The following is a 16,841-nucleotide window of genomic DNA, read 5'->3' as shown; positions in this document are numbered from 1 at the left end:
CGGACATCCCGCCGCGCCGTGATCGGTCCGGCCCGGGAGCGGTGCCGGCCGACGTGTCCGGCCCGGCGCCCCTGTGGGAGCATTGCGTCATGACCGAACACGCCCCCGCCCGCGGCTCCGGTCCCGCGACCGGCACCGTCCCCGGCGGGTCCGCGCCGGACGGCACGGTTGCAGGGGTGCCCGCGGGATCCGCGGACGGCGCGGCGGACCCGCGTCCGGCGTCCCTCGCGGAGCTGGTGGACGAGCCGGCGAAGGTGATGCGGATCGGCACCATGCTCAAGCAGCTGCTGGAGGAGGTGCGCTCGGCACCGCTCGACGACGCCGGCCGTACCCGCCTGGCCTCGATCCACGAGCGCTCGGTGAAGGAGCTCGAGGACGGGCTGGCCCCCGAGCTGGGGGAGGAGCTGCACCGGATCAACCTCCCGTTCGAGCAGGACGCCGACCCCACGGATGCCGAGCTGCGCGTGGCGCAGGCCCAGCTGGTGGGCTGGCTCGAGGGTCTCTCCCACGGCATCCAGGCCGCGCTCGCCGCTCAGCAGATGGCCGCCCAGCAGCTCGCCGCCCGTCTCCAGCTGCGCCAGCTGCCCCCGGGCACGGTGCTCGCCCCCGGCGTCGTCGTGGGTGAGGACGGCGAACCCCGCCGCGTCCCGGAGGCCCGTCAGGCCCAGGCGTCCCCCGCGGACTCCTCCGGCCCGGGCCAGTACCTGTAACGGCAGGTGGCATTCTTCGCAGCGGCGCGCCAGGGCCGGAAGGACGACGCCGAGCTCGGCAGCGGTGTGTGGCGGCGGGCCCACGACCGCTTCCGGCGCGGCCTGGACCGCTACCACCAGATCCTCGAGGGCATCGAGGACGACGCCCTGTACAACGAGCTGGTGCTCGTCGCGAACGAGCTCGGCGCCCTGCTGCCCCGGGTGCGCGCTATCTGCGTGAGCGCCCAGCGCTCCTCCCCGAGCGCCGGGCTCGACATCCCGGGCGCCCTCCTGCAGGTGCACCGGGCACTGTCGCGGGCCGGCAATACGCTCGCCACCACCGCGGAGGCCGCGGCGATGACGCGCCTGGACGGCGAGCGGTGGGGTGTGGCCTCGGCGGGTCTCGAGAACGTCCGGCGCCGCGCCGAGCTGGTCTCGGACGACGTCGCGGAGGCCGAACGCTGCATGCCTGCCCCGTGAGGAGCGCGAGCAGGAAGAATTACCACGCTGGCTGATAGTTGTTCGGTGGAACAGAAATAATCCGGGGACGACGTCGGTTCCCGACAGTATGACTACATCGCCGAATCTCACGTTCAACGACGGCCTCACCATCCCCCAGCTCGGGTACGGCGTGTGGCAGGTCGAGGACAACGTGGCCGAAGAGGTGGTCGGCCTCGCGTTCAAGGCCGGCTACCGCCACATCGACACCGCCAGGATCTACGGCAACGAGGCCGGCGTGGGCCGCGCGATCGCCGCCTCCGGCCTGAGCCGCGAGGACATGTTCATCACCACCAAGCTGTGGAACGAGGACCAGGGCTACGAGGAGACGCTGAAGGCGTTCGACGAGTCCATGGACCGTCTGGGCCTCGAGTACCTCGACCTCTACCTCATCCACTGGCTGCAGCCCAAGCAGGGCAAGTACGTGGACACCTGGAAGGCCTTCGTGGAGCTGCAGAAGCAGGGCCGTGTGAAGAGCATCGGTGTCTCCAACTTCACCACCGAGGCACTGCAGGAGATCATCGACGCCACCGGTGTGACCCCCGTGATCAACCAGGTGGAGACCCACCCCTACTTCAACCAGGCCGAGCTCCGCGCCTTCGAGACCGACAAGGGGATCCTGCACGAGTCGTGGTCGCCCATCGGCTCCGGCAAGGGACTTCTGGACGACTCCGTGCTGCAGGGCATCGCCGAGAAGCGCGGCGTCACCCCCGCACAGGTGGTCATCGCCTGGCACCTGGCGCTCGGCAACGTGGTGATCCCGAAGTCCGTCACGGAGTCGCGCATCATCGAGAACTGGGAGTCGCTCGGCGTGAAGCTCGAGGACGAGGACATCGAGGCCATCAACGCCCTCGACAAGGGTGCCGAGGGCCGCATCGGCGCCGATCCCGCCACCGCCGACTTCTAGGAGATCGCGGAAGCGCCTCCGGAACCGCGCAGAAGAAGCCGTCCCCACGGGGGCGGCTTCTTCGTGTCTGCGATGCTGTGCGCAGGGCGTGAGCCCGCCGTCGGTTCAGGCGGCCGTGGCCAGTTCTGCGCGGAGCGGGTACTCGGTGCCCTCGAGGATCAGCTGGGCGCAGGACCCCGTGCGGGGATCCACCACGATGGGGGCCGCGAGGTTCACGGTAGTGCCTTCGGCACCGGGGTTGGCCACCACGAACAGGTGCGCCTCGGGGACCTCCGGGCCCAGCACGTTCCGCTGCGACTCGGAGAGCCGCGGGACGTACGTGGGCACGTAGGTGGCGGCGTCGAGCAGGAAGAGACGGACCGCCGGGTCCTCCTGGGAGGTGAGCGTGAACAGCCCGTCGGCTCCGGCCACCGGCTCCAGCGCGAAGTCGGTGAGGGGCGCCAGCCCGGGCGGGGGCGTCACGAACACGGCCCTCATCGCAGGAAGTCCATCAGGGAGGGCTGCAGCACGCGCGCGGAGACGGCGAGCGCGCTCTGGTAGGCGGTCTCCTGGAGTTTCAGGTCCAGGATCACGGTGGCGAGATCCACGTCCTCCACGGCCGCTCGTTTCCCTTCCAGGAGCAGTGAGTTGTCGGCCACCACGTTCTTGGCCTCCAGCAGGCGTGCGTTGCGCGTCCCGATCTCGGCGTGCTGGTTCGTGACGTCCCTGATGCGCTGCTGCAGCGCACCGAGGTGCACCGAGACGTCCGTGCCGGCGCGGAGATCGGCGGCCAGGGTGTCCATCAGGGCGAAGACGGAGGCCTCGCGGCCCGTCCCGGTACCGCTGCCGAACACGGCGGCGCCGTCCGCGTCCACCCGGACGGTCTGGTCGGCGGCGATACGCCGCTCCACGGTGCCGCTCCCGGTGAAGGTGAGATCCGGGCCCACGCGGAGCCGGCGTCGGAGTTCCCGGCGAACAGGAACCGGCCCCCGTAGGTCATGTTGGCCTGGGAGGCGAGTTCGCCGCGGAGGGACTCGATCTCGATGGCGGTGGCCTCCCGGGCGTTCTGGGACATGGAGCCGTTGGACGCCCGGAGGGTGAGGTCGTTCGCCCTGTCCAGGATCCGCTTGGATTCGCCCATGGTGCTCTCGAGCTGGGTCAGCCAGCCCTCCCCGTTGGTGATGTTCCGGCCGTACTGCTCGTTGGCCCGGAGGTCAGCGCGGACGCGCATCGAATCGGCGGTGGCCGCGGGATCGTCCGAGGGCCGGCTGATGGCACGCTGACCGGATCCCTTGTCCTGCAGGTCGGCGAGGCGCACGAGGTTGGTCTGCAGGGAGCGCTGGGCGCTGTGCATCATGGTCTGGTTGGTGACGCGCATGCTCACGGTGTGCCTTTCCTATCGTCCGACGATTCCCATGCGGTTGATGAGGACGTCGAGCATCTCGTCGATCGCCGTCATCACCCGCGCGGCGCCCTGATAGGCGTGCTGGTACTTCAGCAGGTCCAGCTGCTCCTCGTCCATGCTGACCGAGCCCGCGCCGAGCTGCTGCTGCACGGCGCTCGTGGCCGAGACCTCGGCAAGTTTGTTGCCTCGGAGCTCCACCCGGGCGGCGGCGCCGAGACCGGTGACGAACGCGGACCAGGACGCGTCCGGGGAGCCGGGCTTCGTGCTGAGCTGGGAGACCTTGTCCGTCAGGGTGCCGTTGAAGCCGCCCTCCGCCAGGCCGGTGATGAGCTCCCGAGGAGTGGTGGGTGCCACCGTGAGCGTGGCCGCCGCGCGTCCGGCAGCGAAGGTGAAGAACGGCGGCTTCCCTGCCTCGGCGAGGACGCCGTTCACCTGACCGGCGAGCTGCTCGGCGAAGCTGTCGTACCCTGCGGCCGCCTGGGCCAGTGCGCCACCGGAGGCGACGGGGGCCAGCAGCGAGAGCGCGCCGGCGAGTTCGCCGCTCTCCACACCTGCGGAGACTCCCGGGCGCTGGGTCCACTCGACCTGGACGGCCGCGTCGCTCCCGAGCTGTGTGGGCCCGCTGACCTGCAGCGAGCGTGCGGTGGTCCCCGAGACCAGTGCGCCTCCGGCGATCAGCACGTCCGTGGTGCCGTCGTCGTTGTTCCGCACGGTGGCGCCGGTCAGTCCCGCGATGTCCGCCGTCAGCATGGTGCGGCGGTCGATGAGCTCGTTGGCTGAGGTTCCCGCCGCCGTCGCGCTGCGGATCTGCCGGTTCAGTTCGGCCACCTGACCCGCGGCGCCGTTGACCTCGGCCACGAGGCCCTCGGTGGAGGAGCGGAGGGAGGCCCACTGGTTCTCCACCTCGCGGTAGCCGGTGGAGATGCGGGAGGTGAGCTCGTTCGCCGCGCTGAGCAGGGGGGCCGCGGAGGATTCGAGGTCCACGTTGGTGGACAGCTCGGACCAGCCCGCCCAGAAGTGGTTGAGGGAGTCGGAGACGCCCTGCTCCCCGGGTTCCCGGAGACCGGTCTCCAGGTTCGAGTAGGCCTGTGCGCGGACCGCGGCGTACCCGGCGGTGCCGGCGGTGATGCGCACCCGGGCGTCGAGGTGGGCGTCGCCGAGACGTGCCACGCCCTGGGTGAGCACCCCTTCGCCGGCGCGGGTGCCCTGGGTGAACATGCTGGGCGGCGTCGCGGCCACGGAGGAGGTCTCCAGCCGCTGCCGCGTGTACCCGGGGGTGTTGGCATTGGCGATGTTCTGTCCGGTGATGTCCAGGCCGGCGCGGGCGGCGGCCAGGCCCGAGTAGGCGGTGCTCAGTCCACTGAAAGTGCTCATGGTCCGCTACAGGTCCTTGTTCAGGAGGGTGGGGGTACGGCTGAAGCCGGAGGAGGCGGCGCCGTCGGCCGCATAGGTGCCCGCGCCCGTCCCGATGCCGGCCAGGGTCTCCTGGGTGGAGCGGGTGGCGGCCCGGATGAACTGCTGGTTGCTATCGCGCAGTGCTGCGATCTGCGCCACGAGCACCGTCATGGCCTGTAGGTGCGCGCCGAGCAGCTCGTTCCACGGCCCCTCGGGAGCGGCGACGGCCAGCTCCCGGAGACTGGCGCCGCCGTCGATGCCCCACTGGGCGGCCACATCGGAGGCGTGGACGGCGCGGGCCAGGCCGATGTCCCGGAGGCGTCCGAGCACCTGCTCCACCTCGGCCGTGGCGTGGTGCAGCCAGCGAGTCCTGCCCGAGGTCAGCAGCAGCTGCTCCTCCTCCAGCTTGAACACGAGGAGCTCCAGCAGCTCGCGTTCCTGCCAGAGCAGGGCGGAAAGATCCTGCGCGCTCACTGTGCTCCCTCCTGTCCGGCACCACGGATGAGTGGTACCGGGAGAACTATCGGACCGTGCGGCGGTGATGTTAGCCGAATGCGTGATGCGCTCCGGGCCTCTATATACATGGTCTTTGTCAGGGGATTCGGAGTGGGCAGTGGGACGCCGGCTTACAGCGTATGGAGTAGCCGGGAAGTCCCCTAGAAAAAAGTTCACTCGATTCCTAACATCCCGGTGACTCCCTCCGATAGTGACTGGTGCAGGCCCATGGATGGGCCTGCGAACACAGCCCACTCACGGAGGAATACATCATGGGTTTCCAAATCAACACCAACACCGCGGCCAACACCGCGTACCGCAACCTCTCCAACACCCAGAACGACATCTCGAAGTCGCTCGAGAAGCTGTCCAGCGGCCTGCGCATCAACCGCGCAGCCGACGACGCAGCCGGCCTGTCCATCGCCGAGGGGCTGCGCTCGCAGGTCAACGGTCTGGGAGTTGCGGCCCGCAACGCCCAGGACGGCATCAGCGTGGTGCAGACCGCTGAAGGCAACCTCACCGAGGTGCACAGCATCCTGCAGCGTGTCCGCGACCTCGCAGTTCAGGCCGGTAACGACTCGAACAACGGCAAGGCTCGCGAGGCGATCCAGACCGAGGTCAATTCGCTCGCCGATGAACTCACCCGCATCGGTGACTCGACAAACTTCAATGGTATTCCCCTGCTGAACCGCGCGGAGGGTAACGATACCTTGACCTTCCAGGTCGGTGCAGGCTCCGTAGCGGCGAACGATCAAATCACGGTCAAGCTTGTAGACGTCACCGCTATCGCTAGGGCAATTGGTGGGACCGTGACACCGGGCACCGCGGCTATCCCGGGCACCACGGGTACCCCGGAAAGCACGGATGCAGACGGCAACGTAACCCCGGCTGTCGACGGCACCCCGGGTACCGCGGCTGGCCAACCTACCAGGGCTGGTGGCTTGGACCTCGTTCAGGCAACGCCTGCTGCTGGCACCACCGCCGGTGCGGCGCGTCTTGCCGCCATTGCGACGATCGACACTCAGATCGAGAACGTCTCGAAGGCTCGCTCCGACCTCGGCGCCGTGCAGAACCGCTTCGAGTCCGCGATCAACAGCATCAACGTCTCGCAGGAGAACCTCAACGCGGCCCAGTCCCGCATCCGCGACACCGACATGGCCAAGGAGATGGCGGACTTCACCCGCTCCAACATCCTGTCCCAGGCCGGTACCGCGATGCTCTCGCAGGCCAACCAGATGAACCAGGGTGTCCTCCAGCTCCTCCGCTAGATGGTGACCGTCTGACAGAGAGTATGTAGGCAAAAGGTGCACGGTGGTGGGACTGATCCTGGACCGACGGTCCCGCCACCGAGCATTAGCCTGCCCAGAGAACTGAAACTTCGCATCTCAGCTCCAGCCCGATCCGAAAGGCACGCTCATGGCGTCTTCCATCGACGGCATCGCCAGCGGGTTGCAGACCAAGGCCCTCATCGATCAGCTCATGCAGGTGGAGGCCCGACCGCAGACCCTGCTCAAGGCCAAGGTCAACACGACCCAGGGCTTGGTCACCCCCCTGCAGCAGCTGAACACCCGGCTGAGCTCCCTCACCGAGCTCGCCACCAAGACCGCCAAGCCTGCGGCTCTCGACCTCTACAAGGCAAGCTCCAGTGGCGACGCGGCCAAGGCCACCGCGTCGTCGTCGGCCCGTCCCGGTTCCCTCGACTTCACGGTGAAGCAGCTAGCGCAGTCACAGAGTTCTGTCTCGGCACCGCTGACCTCCTTCCCCGTGCAGCCGTCTACCCTGACCCTGCGCACCAAGGACGGCACCACCACCGAGGTGGAAATCACCGGATCCCTCGACGAGGTAGTCGCTGCCGTCACGAAGGCGAACGTCGGCATTACCGCGACGAAGATCAGCGTGAACAAGAACGCCGATGGTGAACAACAGTACCGCCTGCAGTTCACGGCCAAGGAGCCCGGCGCCGAGCACGCTTTCGAGGTGTTCCGCGGCACGGTCGATGACATCGCTGCCGGTACTGCCATCGACTTCTTCGCCGAACCCGGTGCAGCCACCGTGCGTGCAGCTCAGGACGCCGAGGTGGTGCTCTGGGGTGGGACCTCGGCCGAGCAAAGCGTGATGTCATCCTCGAATACGTTCGCCGAGCTGCTGCCGGGCGTCGATGTCACCGTGAACAAGGTATCCGTTGATCCTGTTTCCGTCACCGTTGCCGGAGACGCTGAGGGCACCACAGCGGTTGCCAAGGAACTCGTCGACTCGCTTCGAAGCGCTCTGTCCTTCATCTCGACGAACTCCGCCGTCACCCCGGGGATCACGGCCACGGCGAAGGCGAACGCCGGCAAGTTCGTGGGCGACAGTATGGTGCGAGGTATCGCGCAGTCAGTGCTGTCCGCCGCTACGGCTCCGGTCGACGGCCGCTCCACCGCGGAGATCGGGATCAGCCTTACCCGTTCGGGGACCGTCGAGTTCGACGAGAAGAAGTTCACCGCCGCTCTCGCAGCAAACCCGGACCAGATCAAGGAAGCACTGACGCTCATCTCCACCCGTGTGGCGGAAGCCGGTAAGAAGGGCTCGGACAAGTTCGACGGCGAGGTCACCCGACGTATTCAGAGCCAGGAATCCAGCATCCGGTCCATGAACGACCGCGTAGCCGATTGGGGCCGATCACTCGACAAGCGCCGGGCCACCATGGAGCGCACCTACGCCGCACTCGAGGTCACCCTGTCCAAGATGCAGTCCCAGGGCAACTGGCTCTCCTCCCAAATCGCGAACATTCCCTCCAGGAGTAGTTACTGATGCACCAGATGAACGGCTACCAGGCCAAGCGCTCGCAGTACGTGCAGGACGCCGTGCTCTCGGCCACCCCCGCCGGCTTGCTGACCATGCTCTACGACCGCCTGCTGCTGGACCTCGCGCGTGCCGGTGCCGCCCAGGAATCGGCAGAGTGGAGCACGGCCTCCGAGAACCTACTACACGCTCAGGAGATCGTGATGGAGCTGATGTCCTCCCTCCGCACCGATCTCTGGGACGGCGCCGCAGGCCTCCTGTCCATCTATACCTACGTACGGCAGACCCTCGTGGAGGCCAACGTGGGCCGCGACCGGGCCAAGACCGCCGAGTGCGCGGAGATCCTGGAACCCTTGCGCCTGGCGTGGCACGAAGCAGCGCAGGCGGGTACGGCGCCGGTCCCCGCGATGGAGGGTGCGGGAACGGCGGATGCACCTCGCTCCCTCGGGGTACTCGGTGTCGGCTGACCTCGCCGAAGGCGCTGTCACCGAGCCTGCGTTCCACGATCTCGCCGCTTCCGCGCCACCTTCTCCCACGTCCGGTGTGAACTCGCCAGTAGCTGATGCCATTGATCCCGCTACGGGCTCTGTCGGTCCACTCGAGGCCTGGTCCGACGCACTGGACTTCCTCGAGGTAGCCATCGATGACGCCATCGCGGGTGACCTCACGGACGACTTCGGCGGCACGGACCTGCATGACGCAGCTCTTATCCGGCAGGCCGCCGGGCTGGGTAGCTGGACCCCGCCTGCCGGCCTCGGCCCGCTCCCCGCCGAGCTCGTGGAGCGCGCCCTCCGCATCAATGAACGCCAGCAGGACGCCGCCGCGCAGCTGACGGGCGAACTGCGGACCCTGCGACAGCATCGCTCCGTGCTCGGGTCCGTCCAGACCGCGATCGCACCCGAGGAGAAGTCCGTGTACTTGGACGTCACCGGCTGAGAGATCACGGGCGGACGTCACGGGTTGAGACGTCACTGGCCGGACGTCACACCCTGAAACTTGTGCGCACAAGCACCTAACACCGGGCGGTACAGCGTCCGATAGTCGCCGGTGAGCATGGATCGCTCACCTCCCAGGCCACGGATCGGCCGCTCAGCCTTGCTTCAGCAAAGGTCTCAACGCCGTGCTCGATTCCGTGACCTCCCTCGCCCTGCGCAGCGCCCTCGACGGGCTCGCCCTGCGCCAGCGCACCATCGCGAACAACATCGCCAACGTCAACACCCCCGGCTTCCACGCGAAGCGGGTCACGTTCGAGAACGCCCTCGCGCGCTCCGTGGCCCAGGGGAACGGCAGCGCGGACACCACCACGGAGACCTCCCTGGAGCCCACGCGGCTCAACGGCAGCAACGTGAACCTGGACACCGAGACGCTCTCCAACATCGACACCGTGCTCCGCTTCCAGTTCGCGGCCCGCGCGATCGAGGGCCCCTTCACCGGCATCCGCACCGCGCTGAGGACCTCCTGATGACCTTCGACGCGATCGGCATCTCCGGCTCCGGGCTCACCCTGCACCGCAAGTGGCTCGACGCCGTGGCGGACAACATGGCCAACGCCAACACCGCCACCTCCACGGACGGCGACGCCTTCCAGCAGCGCTACGTGATCGCCCGCGCGGACGGCGCAGGCCAGGGCGCCTACGTGGCCGGCGCGGAGTTCGGCGACCCCGAGGGCCGCATGGTCTTCGAGCCCAACCACCCCCTGGCCGACGACGCCGGGTACGTCCGGTACCCGGACATCGACCTGAGCGCCCAGATGGGCCAGCTCATCATGGCCCAGCGCGGGTACCAGGCGAACGCCGCCGTGGTGGACCGCGCCAAGGCCACCTACGAGGCAGCACTCCAGATCGGACGCAACTGACATGCCCCTCTCCCCGATCGGCGTGGTGCAGCCCGCCGCCACCACCTACCTGCCCACCACGGGCACCGACCAGGTGTCCGACGCCGGCGGCGCGGGTTTCGCGAACTCCATGACCTCCGCGGTGGACAGCATGCAGTCCCTGCAGTCGGCGTCGAACGCCCTCGCCGTGCAGGCCGTCACCGGTGACCTCAGTGACATCCACAACGCCACCCTCGCCTCCCCCCGGGCCCAGGTGACCATGGAACCCGTGGCCGCCGTCCGCAACAAGGGCGCCGACGCCTTCAACGAGAACATGAGGATGCAGGCCTGATGCCCACGCCACTCTCCACCGCAGCCACCCGTCTCGGGGACGCCGTCAAGAGCTTCACCATCGCCCAGCGCACCATCGCCATCATCGGCGTGGCCGCGCTGGTGCTGGGCGGGATCGCCCTGGCCTCCTGGCTCGGCAAGCCCTCCTACACCCCGCTCTTCTCCGGGCTCAGCGGCGAGGACGCCAGCACCATCGTGGACCAGCTGACCACCGACGGCGTGCCCTACGAGCTCACCAACGGCGGGGACACCATCCTCGTCCCGCAGGAGTCGGTGTACGACCAGCGGCTGAAGGCCGCCTCGGCGGGCCTGCCGTCGTCGTCCACCGCCGGGTACTCGCTGCTCGACGACATGGGCGTGACCTCCTCGGAGTTCCAGCAGTCCACCACCTACAAGCGGGCGCTCGAGGGCGAGCTGGCGGCCACGATCTCCGCGATCGACGGCGTGCAGACCGCGAGCGTGCGCCTGGCCCTTCCCCGCGACACCGTCTTCGTGTCCGAGCAGGGCAAGCCCACGGCGTCGGTGTTCGTGAAGACCGCCCCCGGCGTGAACCTTTCCGACGACCAGGTGCAGGCCATCACCAACCTCACCTCCGCCTCGATCGACCGCATGGACGCGGTGGACGTGGCCGTGATCGACGCCGGCGGCCGGGTGCTCTCCGCCGTGGGTGTGGGCGCGGCGGGCGGCGCGGGCAAGCAGGCCTCGGACTACGAGCAGCGCGTGCAGGGTTCCGTGCAGACGATGCTGGACCGCGTGCTCGGCCCGGGCAACGCCACCGTGGCCGTGACCGCGGACATGCGCCTCGAGAGCGGGGAACGCGTGGCGGAGACCTTCACCAACCCGGAGAACACCCCCGCCCTCAACGAGTCCACTACCACCGAGGCCTACGAGGGCGCCGGCGGCGGGAACGCGGGCATCCTCGGCCCCGACAACATCGCGGTCCCCGAGAACGGCGGGAACGGGGACGGCACGTTCAACTCGGAGGCCACCACGCGGAACAACGCGGTGAACAAGACCACCGAGTCCACCGTGCTGCCCGCCGGCGGCGTCAACCGGCAGACCGTCTCGGTGGCCCTCAACCAGGGCGCCACCGCCCGGATGGACCTGGCCGCGCTCACGGGCCTGGTCTCCAGCGCCGCGGGGATCGACGAGGCCCGCGGCGACGTGGTCACCGTCGAGGAGCTCCCCTTCAACGACGCCGGTGCCGCCGACGCCGCTGCGGCGCTCGCCCAGGCCGAGGAGGACGCCGCCGCCCAGCAGCGCGCCGACCTGATCCGCACCCTCTCGATCGTGGCGGCCGTGCTGCTGGTGGCCATCATCGCCCTGATCGTGTACGCCCGCAGGTCGCGGCGCCAGAAGCGCGAGCCGCTGGACCTCGGGGAGCTGCAGGGCGTGTACCCGGCGATCCCCGCACCGAGCGCACCCGCCATCGATCCCGGCCTGCCGCTCATCACCGACGTGGAGCCCGCCCCGAACACCACCACGATCGACGTCGCAGCGGTCCGGAACGCCCTGCAGGCCGGTGCCGCGGACTCCGAGGTGGAGCGCATGCGCGCGGAGATCGACGCCCTGGCCTCCCAGGACCCGGCCCGCACCGCCGATCTCCTGCGCAGCATGATGGATGACAGGCAGAGCGTGTGAGCCTCGCCCCGACCTCCCTGACGGGGACGCAGAAGGCCGCCATGGTGCTCATGCAGCTCGACAAGGAGCACGCCGCAGCGGTGCTGAAGCAGATGTCCGAGGCCGAGGCCGAGGAACTCGTGGCCGAGGTGGTGCGCCTGCAGCGCGTGGACCCGGACCTCGCCGAGGAGGCCCTGTCCGAGTTCCACGGGCTGAGCTCCAGCGGTCGGCGCCGCACCCGCGGCGGCATGGACGTGGCCATCGGCCTGCTCGAGTCCTCCTTCGGCGCGGAGCGTGCCGCAGGGGTGGTGGGGCGCCTGGCCTCCACCGCCGCAGGGAAGTCCTTCGAGTTCCTCGACACCGTGGAGGCAGGCCAGATCCAGGCCGTGCTGGAGAGCGAGCTCCCGCAGACCATCGCCCTGGTGCTCGCGCACCTCAGGCCCGAGAACGCCTCCGCCGTGCTCGCCGGGTTCGACGCCTCCACCCGGCTCGACGTGGCGCAGTGCATCGCCACCATGGGATCGGCCACCCCGGAGGCCGTCTCGGTGGTGGCCGAGACCATCAAGATCAGGGCCGGCGCGGTGGCAGCCCCGAACAAGGCCAGCGCCGTGATCGGCGGCATCCAGCCGCTCGTGGAGATCATCAACCGCGCGGACGTCACCACCGAACGCGAACTCCTCGAGAGCCTCGAGAACCGGGACCCGGCGCTCGCGGAGGAGGTCCGCGCCCGCATGCTGACCTTCGCGGACATCGTGAACCTGGAACGCCGCGACGTCCAGCAGGTGCTGCGCGGCATCGACTCCGCCGTCCTGGCGCTCGCCATGAAGGGCGCCGCCGACGCGGTGGTCGCCGTCATCCGCTCGAACGTCTCGGAGCGCAACCGCGAGCTCCTGGACGACGAGATCCGCAACGCCGGTGCCGTGCGCCTCTCCCAGGTGGAGGAGGCCCGCGCCGAGGTGGTGCGGGCCATCCGCGACCTCGAGGCCGACGGCGTGATCGTGATCCAGCGCGGCGAGGAGGAGGACGAGTATGTCAACTGACGGCCTGGTGCCCATCACGTTCCCCCGCCTCGGATCCGCATCCGGCCAGGCCGCGGACGACATCGCCTTCGCCCGCGGGCACGCGGCCGGCTACGCCTCGGGACTGGCCCTGGCGCACGCCGAACTGGACGAGCGCCGAGCGCATGCGGAGGCCGAGTCCGCAGCCGCACGCGCCCGGGCGGAGGCCGCCGTGCAGCAGCGCCTGCGCGTGCTGGACAGCGCGGTGCGTGCCCTCGAGGCGCGGACCGCCCCGGTGCTCGCCGAGGCGCGGGAACGGATCCTCGACACCTCCTTCCACGTCGCCGAGCTGATCGTGGGCCATGCGCTCGAGGACGAGGCCGCCTCCGCGCGCGCCGCCGTCGCCCGTGCCCTGCAGGGAACGGGGGAGGACGAGGTGCGTGCCGTGCACCTGCACCCGGCGGATCTCGCCCTGCTCACGCGGGATGAGCGGATCCGACCCGAGGTGGTGCTCGTCGCCGACGCGTCGCTCGGACGGGGCGACGCCGTCACCCAGCTCACCGACGGCACGATCGACGCACGCCTCGGTGCGGCGCTGGACCGCGTGCGCGCCGTGTTCGGGGCCGGGAGCGGCGCGCCGTGACCCTCGTGCTGGATGACCTCATGGACCGCGTACGGGACGCGGCGACACCCCGTCGGCTGGGCCGGGTGGCCTCGATCGTGGGGCTCGGCGTGGACGTGGTGGGCCTGGACTGCGCGATCGGCGACCTCGTGACCATCGGCGGATCCTCGCCCGTGGACGCGGAGGTGGTGGCCTCCTCGACGGCGGGCCTGCGCTGCATGCCCTACGGCCGGCTCGCCGGGATCCAGACCGGCACTCCGGTCCACGCCCACGGCGCCCCCCTGCGGGTGCCCTCCGGGCCCGGCCTGCTGGGCCGCGTGCTCGACGGCCTGGGCCGCCCCATCGACGGCCGCGGCCCGCTGACCGACGTGTCCTGGGTGTCCCTGGACAACACGCCCCCCGCGGCCATGCGGCGCACCCGCATCAGCGAACCGCTGCAGCTGGGGGTCCGCGTGCTGGACACCCTCACCACCGTGGGCCGCGGGCAGCGCATGGGCCTGTTCGCCGGCTCCGGCGTCGGCAAGTCCTCCCTGCTCTCCATGATCGCCCGCGGCACGGAGGCCGCCGTGTCCGTGATCGCCCTCGTGGGTGAGCGCGGTCGCGAGGTCCGGGAGTTCCTCGAGGACGATCTCGGACCCGAGGGCCTGGCACGCTCCGTCGTGGTGGTCTCGACGTCGGACGAGCCGGCGCTCATGCGCCTGCGGGCGGCGTTCGTGGCCACCCGGATCGCGGAATCGTACCGGGAGCAGGGCGACGACGTCATGCTCATGATGGACTCGCTGACGCGCGTGGCCATGGCCCAGCGCGAGATCGGCCTGAGCGTGGGGGAGCCCCCGGCCACCCGGGGCTACCCGCCCTCCACCTTCTCGCTCCTCGCGCAGCTGCTGGAGCGCGCGGGCACCGGGAGCATCGGCTCCGTCACCGGCATGTACACGGTGCTGGTGGACGGCGACGACCACAACGAGCCCGTGGCGGACGCCGCCCGGTCCATCCTCGACGGCCACGTGGTGCTGGACCGCAAGCTCGCCGTCGCCGGTCACTTCCCGTCCATCGACGCGCTCGGCTCCATCTCGCGCGTGGCCTCCAAGGTGACCTCCCGCGAGCGCTCGGCCGTCGCCGGGACGCTGCGCCGGGCGATGGCGGCGCGGAAGGCGGCGCAGGACCTCATCGACGTCGGCGCCTACCAGCGGGGCACCAACCCGCTGGTGGACGCGGCCCAGGACCACGAGGCGGCGATCAACGCGTTCCTGCAGCAGCGCATGGACGAGCAGACGCCGTTCGACGAGGCCTGGGACCGGCTGGCCCACCTCACCGCATCGATGGGAGTCGGCTGATGTCACGATCGTTCCCCCTCGCCGGGCTGCTGCGTCTGCGTCAGCTCCGAGAGGACGAGGCCGCAGGGGCGCTCTCTGCGGCCAACGAACGGCTGCGGAGCTCCCGCTCGCACGCCGAAACCGTCACCGAGGCCCTCGGGGCCACCGAGCTCAACCCCTCCGAGGTGGCCTCGCTGTACGCGGTGGCCGCCGCCCGGGCCTCGGCCCGCAGCGTGCTCGCGGACCTGCACGCCCTGGAGGCGCATCTCCAGCAGGAGCAGGACCGCGCCCAGGAACGCTACCGGGCCGCACGGGCGGAGACCCTGGCCCTCGAGAAGCTCGAGGACCGGCACCGGCAGGGCGAGGCCGCGGCAGAGCTCGACGCGGAGCAGCGCGCACTCGACGAACTGGCATCGACCGGCTGGACCCGGCGTGCGGACAAGGACAGGCCATGACGATGATCGACTCCGTGAACCGGATCCAGCAGATCCAGGCCACCCTGATGATGCTCTCCGGCTCGTCCGCGCGCGCCGCCCAGACCGCACCCACGGCGTCGAGCACCTCCGCCGCCTCGGGCAGCTCGGCCGCGGGGACCTCGACGACGACGCCGGCCGCGTCCCGCCCCGCCCCGGCCTCCGCCGACATGTTCGCCGGTGCGCTCGCGGAGGCGGAGACCGCCGCGCCCGCCGTCGAGGTGGCGGCCCCTGCGGCCGCACCGGTCGCGGTACCCGGTGCGCTCCTCCCGCCGTCCTTCGGTGACACCGCCCGGCTCGTCGAGGCCGCCCGCCAGTACGAGGGCGTGCCCTACGTGTGGGGTGGCACGGACCCGGCCGTGGGCCTGGACTGCTCCGGATTCACCCAGCGCGCCTACGCGGACATCGGCATCCAGATCCCCCGTGTCACCTGGGACCAGATGAACGCCGGCACCCAGGTGCCGTCGCTCGCCGAGGCGCAGCCGGGTGACCTGCTGTTCAGCCACGACGGCGGGCACGTGTCCATCTACCTGGGGGGCGGCAAGGCCATCGACGCCCCGCAGCCCGGGCAGACCGTGGCCGTCCGCGACATGTGGGAGACGGACGGCACCATCACCACCATCCGCCGGATCCTGCCCGCCGAGCCCCAGGGCGCGGCCGCCGTCGGCCCCGGATCTGCGGCAGCGGCAGCGGCAGTGGACCCGGCAGCCGCCGACGCCTACGCCACGCAGGCGGCGTTCCTCGCGGGGATGGCCCGATGACCCCCGTGCAGCTCCCCGCTCCCCTCACGCCCGGGCGCGGCGGACCGGGCGGCACCCGGGACTCCCTCGACGCCCGGGGAGCGAGCCGCAGCGCCTCCGCCTTCGGCACGGTGTTCTCCGGTCACCTGACCGGGCGGCAGGCAGCCCCCGGGGTGTCCGACGGCCGGCAGCGGACCTCCGCCGAAGCGTCCCCCGTGACCGGAGGGGCAGCCGGCGCGGGGGAGCGGCCCGCTCCGTCCGGACGCCCCGTCCCCGGTTCGTCCCACAGCGGCCCCACGGCCACCGGTGCTGCCGCACCGCCGGTCCCGGGAGTACCGGCATCGGCGCTGACCACCTCCCGCCGGGACGCCGAGGCGGCGGCGCCGAGTGCGCCGTCCACCGGTGAGGAGAGTGCTCCCGTGCCGTCGATCTCCGGCGCTGCCGACGCTGCGGGCAGTACCGGAACCACCGGCGATCCTTCCGGGGCACCCGCGGCTGCTCCGCTCGTCCCTCCTCCGTCACCGACCACACCCGGGGCCGCCGAACCGTCCGAGGGCGCGGACGCGGAGGTGGACGCCGTCGACGCGCCGAACCCTCCGCCGGGTGCGGCGACGGGTGAACTCCCCGCCGCCCCGGACCAGCCGGACGCAGCGGGGGAAGCACCCTCCTCGCTGATCCCCGTGTCCGGCGACGCGACGTCGTCCACGGATGACGCGGCGGACGCGGCGGCTCCGCGCGCCGCGGACCAGCCAGCGCCGGT

At 70.6% G+C, this 16,841-nt stretch carries 21 protein-coding genes and 1 pseudogene; 17 read left to right on the top strand and 5 right to left on the bottom strand.

Annotation, left to right across the window (positions count from 1 at the left end; all coding sequences use genetic code 11):
* Positions 1-89: 89 nt before the first annotated feature.
* From AC792_RS03015 to AC792_RS03005, 3 genes are all read left to right on the top strand, one after another.
* On the top strand, positions 90-710 hold the full coding sequence (locus AC792_RS03015; RefSeq protein WP_049829106.1) for a proteasome activator: 621 nt from the start codon (positions 90-92) through the stop codon (positions 708-710).
* A 6-nt stretch (positions 711-716) separates the two neighbouring features.
* Positions 717-1,169, top strand: coding sequence for a hypothetical protein (locus tag AC792_RS03010; RefSeq protein ID WP_049829105.1), 453 nt, complete (start codon positions 717-719; stop codon positions 1,167-1,169).
* Between the two features lie 88 nt (positions 1,170-1,257).
* The gene (locus AC792_RS03005) at positions 1,258-2,094 is read left to right on the top strand and encodes an aldo/keto reductase (protein WP_049829104.1); all 837 of its coding nucleotides are present in this window, start codon (positions 1,258-1,260) and stop codon (positions 2,092-2,094) included.
* A 105-nt stretch (positions 2,095-2,199) separates the two neighbouring features.
* On the opposite strand, the gene AC792_RS03000 is transcribed toward AC792_RS03005, so the two are convergent.
* From AC792_RS03000 to AC792_RS02985, 5 genes are read right to left on the bottom strand one after another with little or no spacing between them, the layout of a single operon-like run.
* Positions 2,200-2,571, bottom strand: a complete 372-nt coding sequence (locus AC792_RS03000; protein WP_049829103.1) for a flagellar assembly protein FliW — start codon at positions 2,569-2,571, stop codon at positions 2,200-2,202.
* Complete coding sequence (locus AC792_RS17655; RefSeq protein WP_235436319.1) at positions 2,568-2,948, bottom strand: flagellin; 381 nt, start codon at positions 2,946-2,948, stop codon at positions 2,568-2,570. The genes AC792_RS03000 and AC792_RS17655 overlap by 4 nt, the downstream gene beginning before the upstream one ends.
* Positions 2,876-3,451: a flagellin gene (locus AC792_RS17650; protein ID WP_235436320.1), complete on the bottom strand. Its 576-nt coding sequence runs from the start codon at positions 3,449-3,451 to the stop codon at positions 2,876-2,878. The genes AC792_RS17655 and AC792_RS17650 overlap by 73 nt, the downstream gene beginning before the upstream one ends.
* An 18-nt stretch (positions 3,452-3,469) precedes the next feature.
* On the bottom strand, positions 3,470-4,852 hold the full coding sequence (gene flgK, locus AC792_RS02990) for a flagellar hook-associated protein FlgK (protein WP_049829102.1): 1,383 nt from the start codon (positions 4,850-4,852) through the stop codon (positions 3,470-3,472).
* Between the two features lie 6 nt (positions 4,853-4,858).
* The gene (locus AC792_RS02985) at positions 4,859-5,347 is read right to left on the bottom strand and encodes a flagellar protein FlgN (RefSeq protein ID WP_049829101.1); all 489 of its coding nucleotides are present in this window, start codon (positions 5,345-5,347) and stop codon (positions 4,859-4,861) included.
* Positions 5,348-5,640: 293 nt separating this feature from the next.
* Here AC792_RS02985 and AC792_RS02980 point away from each other — a divergent pair, with 293 nt between their 5' ends.
* From AC792_RS02980 to AC792_RS02915, 14 genes and pseudogenes are all read left to right on the top strand, one after another.
* On the top strand, positions 5,641-6,636 hold the full coding sequence (locus AC792_RS02980; protein ID WP_049829100.1) for a flagellin N-terminal helical domain-containing protein: 996 nt from the start codon (positions 5,641-5,643) through the stop codon (positions 6,634-6,636).
* A 148-nt stretch (positions 6,637-6,784) separates the two neighbouring features.
* The gene (fliD, locus tag AC792_RS02975) at positions 6,785-8,161 is read left to right on the top strand and encodes a flagellar filament capping protein FliD (RefSeq protein WP_049829099.1); all 1,377 of its coding nucleotides are present in this window, start codon (positions 6,785-6,787) and stop codon (positions 8,159-8,161) included.
* On the top strand, positions 8,161-8,619 hold the full coding sequence (gene fliS / locus AC792_RS02970) for a flagellar export chaperone FliS (protein WP_049829098.1): 459 nt from the start codon (positions 8,161-8,163) through the stop codon (positions 8,617-8,619). Before fliD ends, fliS begins: the two co-directional genes overlap by 1 nt.
* Positions 8,582-9,088 carry a hypothetical protein gene (locus AC792_RS02965; RefSeq protein WP_049829097.1) on the top strand — a complete coding sequence of 169 codons (507 nt, stop codon included), beginning with the start codon at positions 8,582-8,584 and terminating at the stop codon, positions 9,086-9,088. The genes fliS and AC792_RS02965 overlap by 38 nt, the downstream gene beginning before the upstream one ends.
* A gap of 184 nt (positions 9,089-9,272) precedes the next feature.
* Positions 9,273-9,614, top strand: coding sequence for a flagellar basal body rod protein FlgB (locus AC792_RS02960; protein ID WP_049829096.1), 342 nt, complete (start codon positions 9,273-9,275; stop codon positions 9,612-9,614).
* On the top strand, positions 9,614-10,006 hold the full coding sequence (locus AC792_RS02955) for a flagellar basal body rod protein FlgC (RefSeq protein WP_049829095.1): 393 nt from the start codon (positions 9,614-9,616) through the stop codon (positions 10,004-10,006). Before AC792_RS02960 ends, AC792_RS02955 begins: the two co-directional genes overlap by 1 nt.
* Before the next feature lies 1 nt (position 10,007).
* The gene (locus tag AC792_RS02950) at positions 10,008-10,316 is read left to right on the top strand and encodes a flagellar hook-basal body complex protein FliE (RefSeq protein ID WP_049829094.1); all 309 of its coding nucleotides are present in this window, start codon (positions 10,008-10,010) and stop codon (positions 10,314-10,316) included.
* Positions 10,316-11,956: a flagellar basal-body MS-ring/collar protein FliF gene (gene fliF / locus AC792_RS02945; RefSeq protein WP_049829093.1), complete on the top strand. Its 1,641-nt coding sequence runs from the start codon at positions 10,316-10,318 to the stop codon at positions 11,954-11,956. The genes AC792_RS02950 and fliF overlap by 1 nt, the downstream gene beginning before the upstream one ends.
* The gene (fliG, locus tag AC792_RS02940; RefSeq protein ID WP_268753333.1) at positions 11,953-12,975 is read left to right on the top strand and encodes a flagellar motor switch protein FliG; all 1,023 of its coding nucleotides are present in this window, start codon (positions 11,953-11,955) and stop codon (positions 12,973-12,975) included. Before fliF ends, fliG begins: the two co-directional genes overlap by 4 nt.
* Positions 12,965-13,576, top strand: coding sequence for a FliH/SctL family protein (locus AC792_RS02935; protein ID WP_082177323.1), 612 nt, complete (start codon positions 12,965-12,967; stop codon positions 13,574-13,576). The genes fliG and AC792_RS02935 overlap by 11 nt, the downstream gene beginning before the upstream one ends.
* Complete coding sequence (locus tag AC792_RS02930; RefSeq protein ID WP_268753332.1) at positions 13,573-14,889, top strand: FliI/YscN family ATPase; 1,317 nt, start codon at positions 13,573-13,575, stop codon at positions 14,887-14,889. The genes AC792_RS02935 and AC792_RS02930 overlap by 4 nt, the downstream gene beginning before the upstream one ends.
* The gene (locus tag AC792_RS02925; RefSeq protein WP_049829091.1) at positions 14,889-15,323 is read left to right on the top strand and encodes a flagellar export protein FliJ; all 435 of its coding nucleotides are present in this window, start codon (positions 14,889-14,891) and stop codon (positions 15,321-15,323) included. The genes AC792_RS02930 and AC792_RS02925 overlap by 1 nt, the downstream gene beginning before the upstream one ends.
* Positions 15,320-16,102, top strand: a complete 783-nt coding sequence (locus AC792_RS02920; protein WP_049829090.1) for a C40 family peptidase — start codon at positions 15,320-15,322, stop codon at positions 16,100-16,102. The genes AC792_RS02925 and AC792_RS02920 overlap by 4 nt, the downstream gene beginning before the upstream one ends.
* A pseudogene (locus AC792_RS02915) lies at positions 16,099-16,841 on the top strand (hypothetical protein); the annotation flags it as partial. The gene AC792_RS02920 and the pseudogene AC792_RS02915, both read left to right, overlap by 4 nt.

The sequence above is a fragment of the Arthrobacter sp. RIT-PI-e genome (assembly GCF_001187915.1).
Lineage (GTDB): Bacteria > Actinomycetota > Actinomycetes > Actinomycetales > Micrococcaceae > Arthrobacter_D.
Note: the sequence above shows the minus strand (reverse complement) of the source record. Positions and strands in the feature narration are given on the sequence as shown.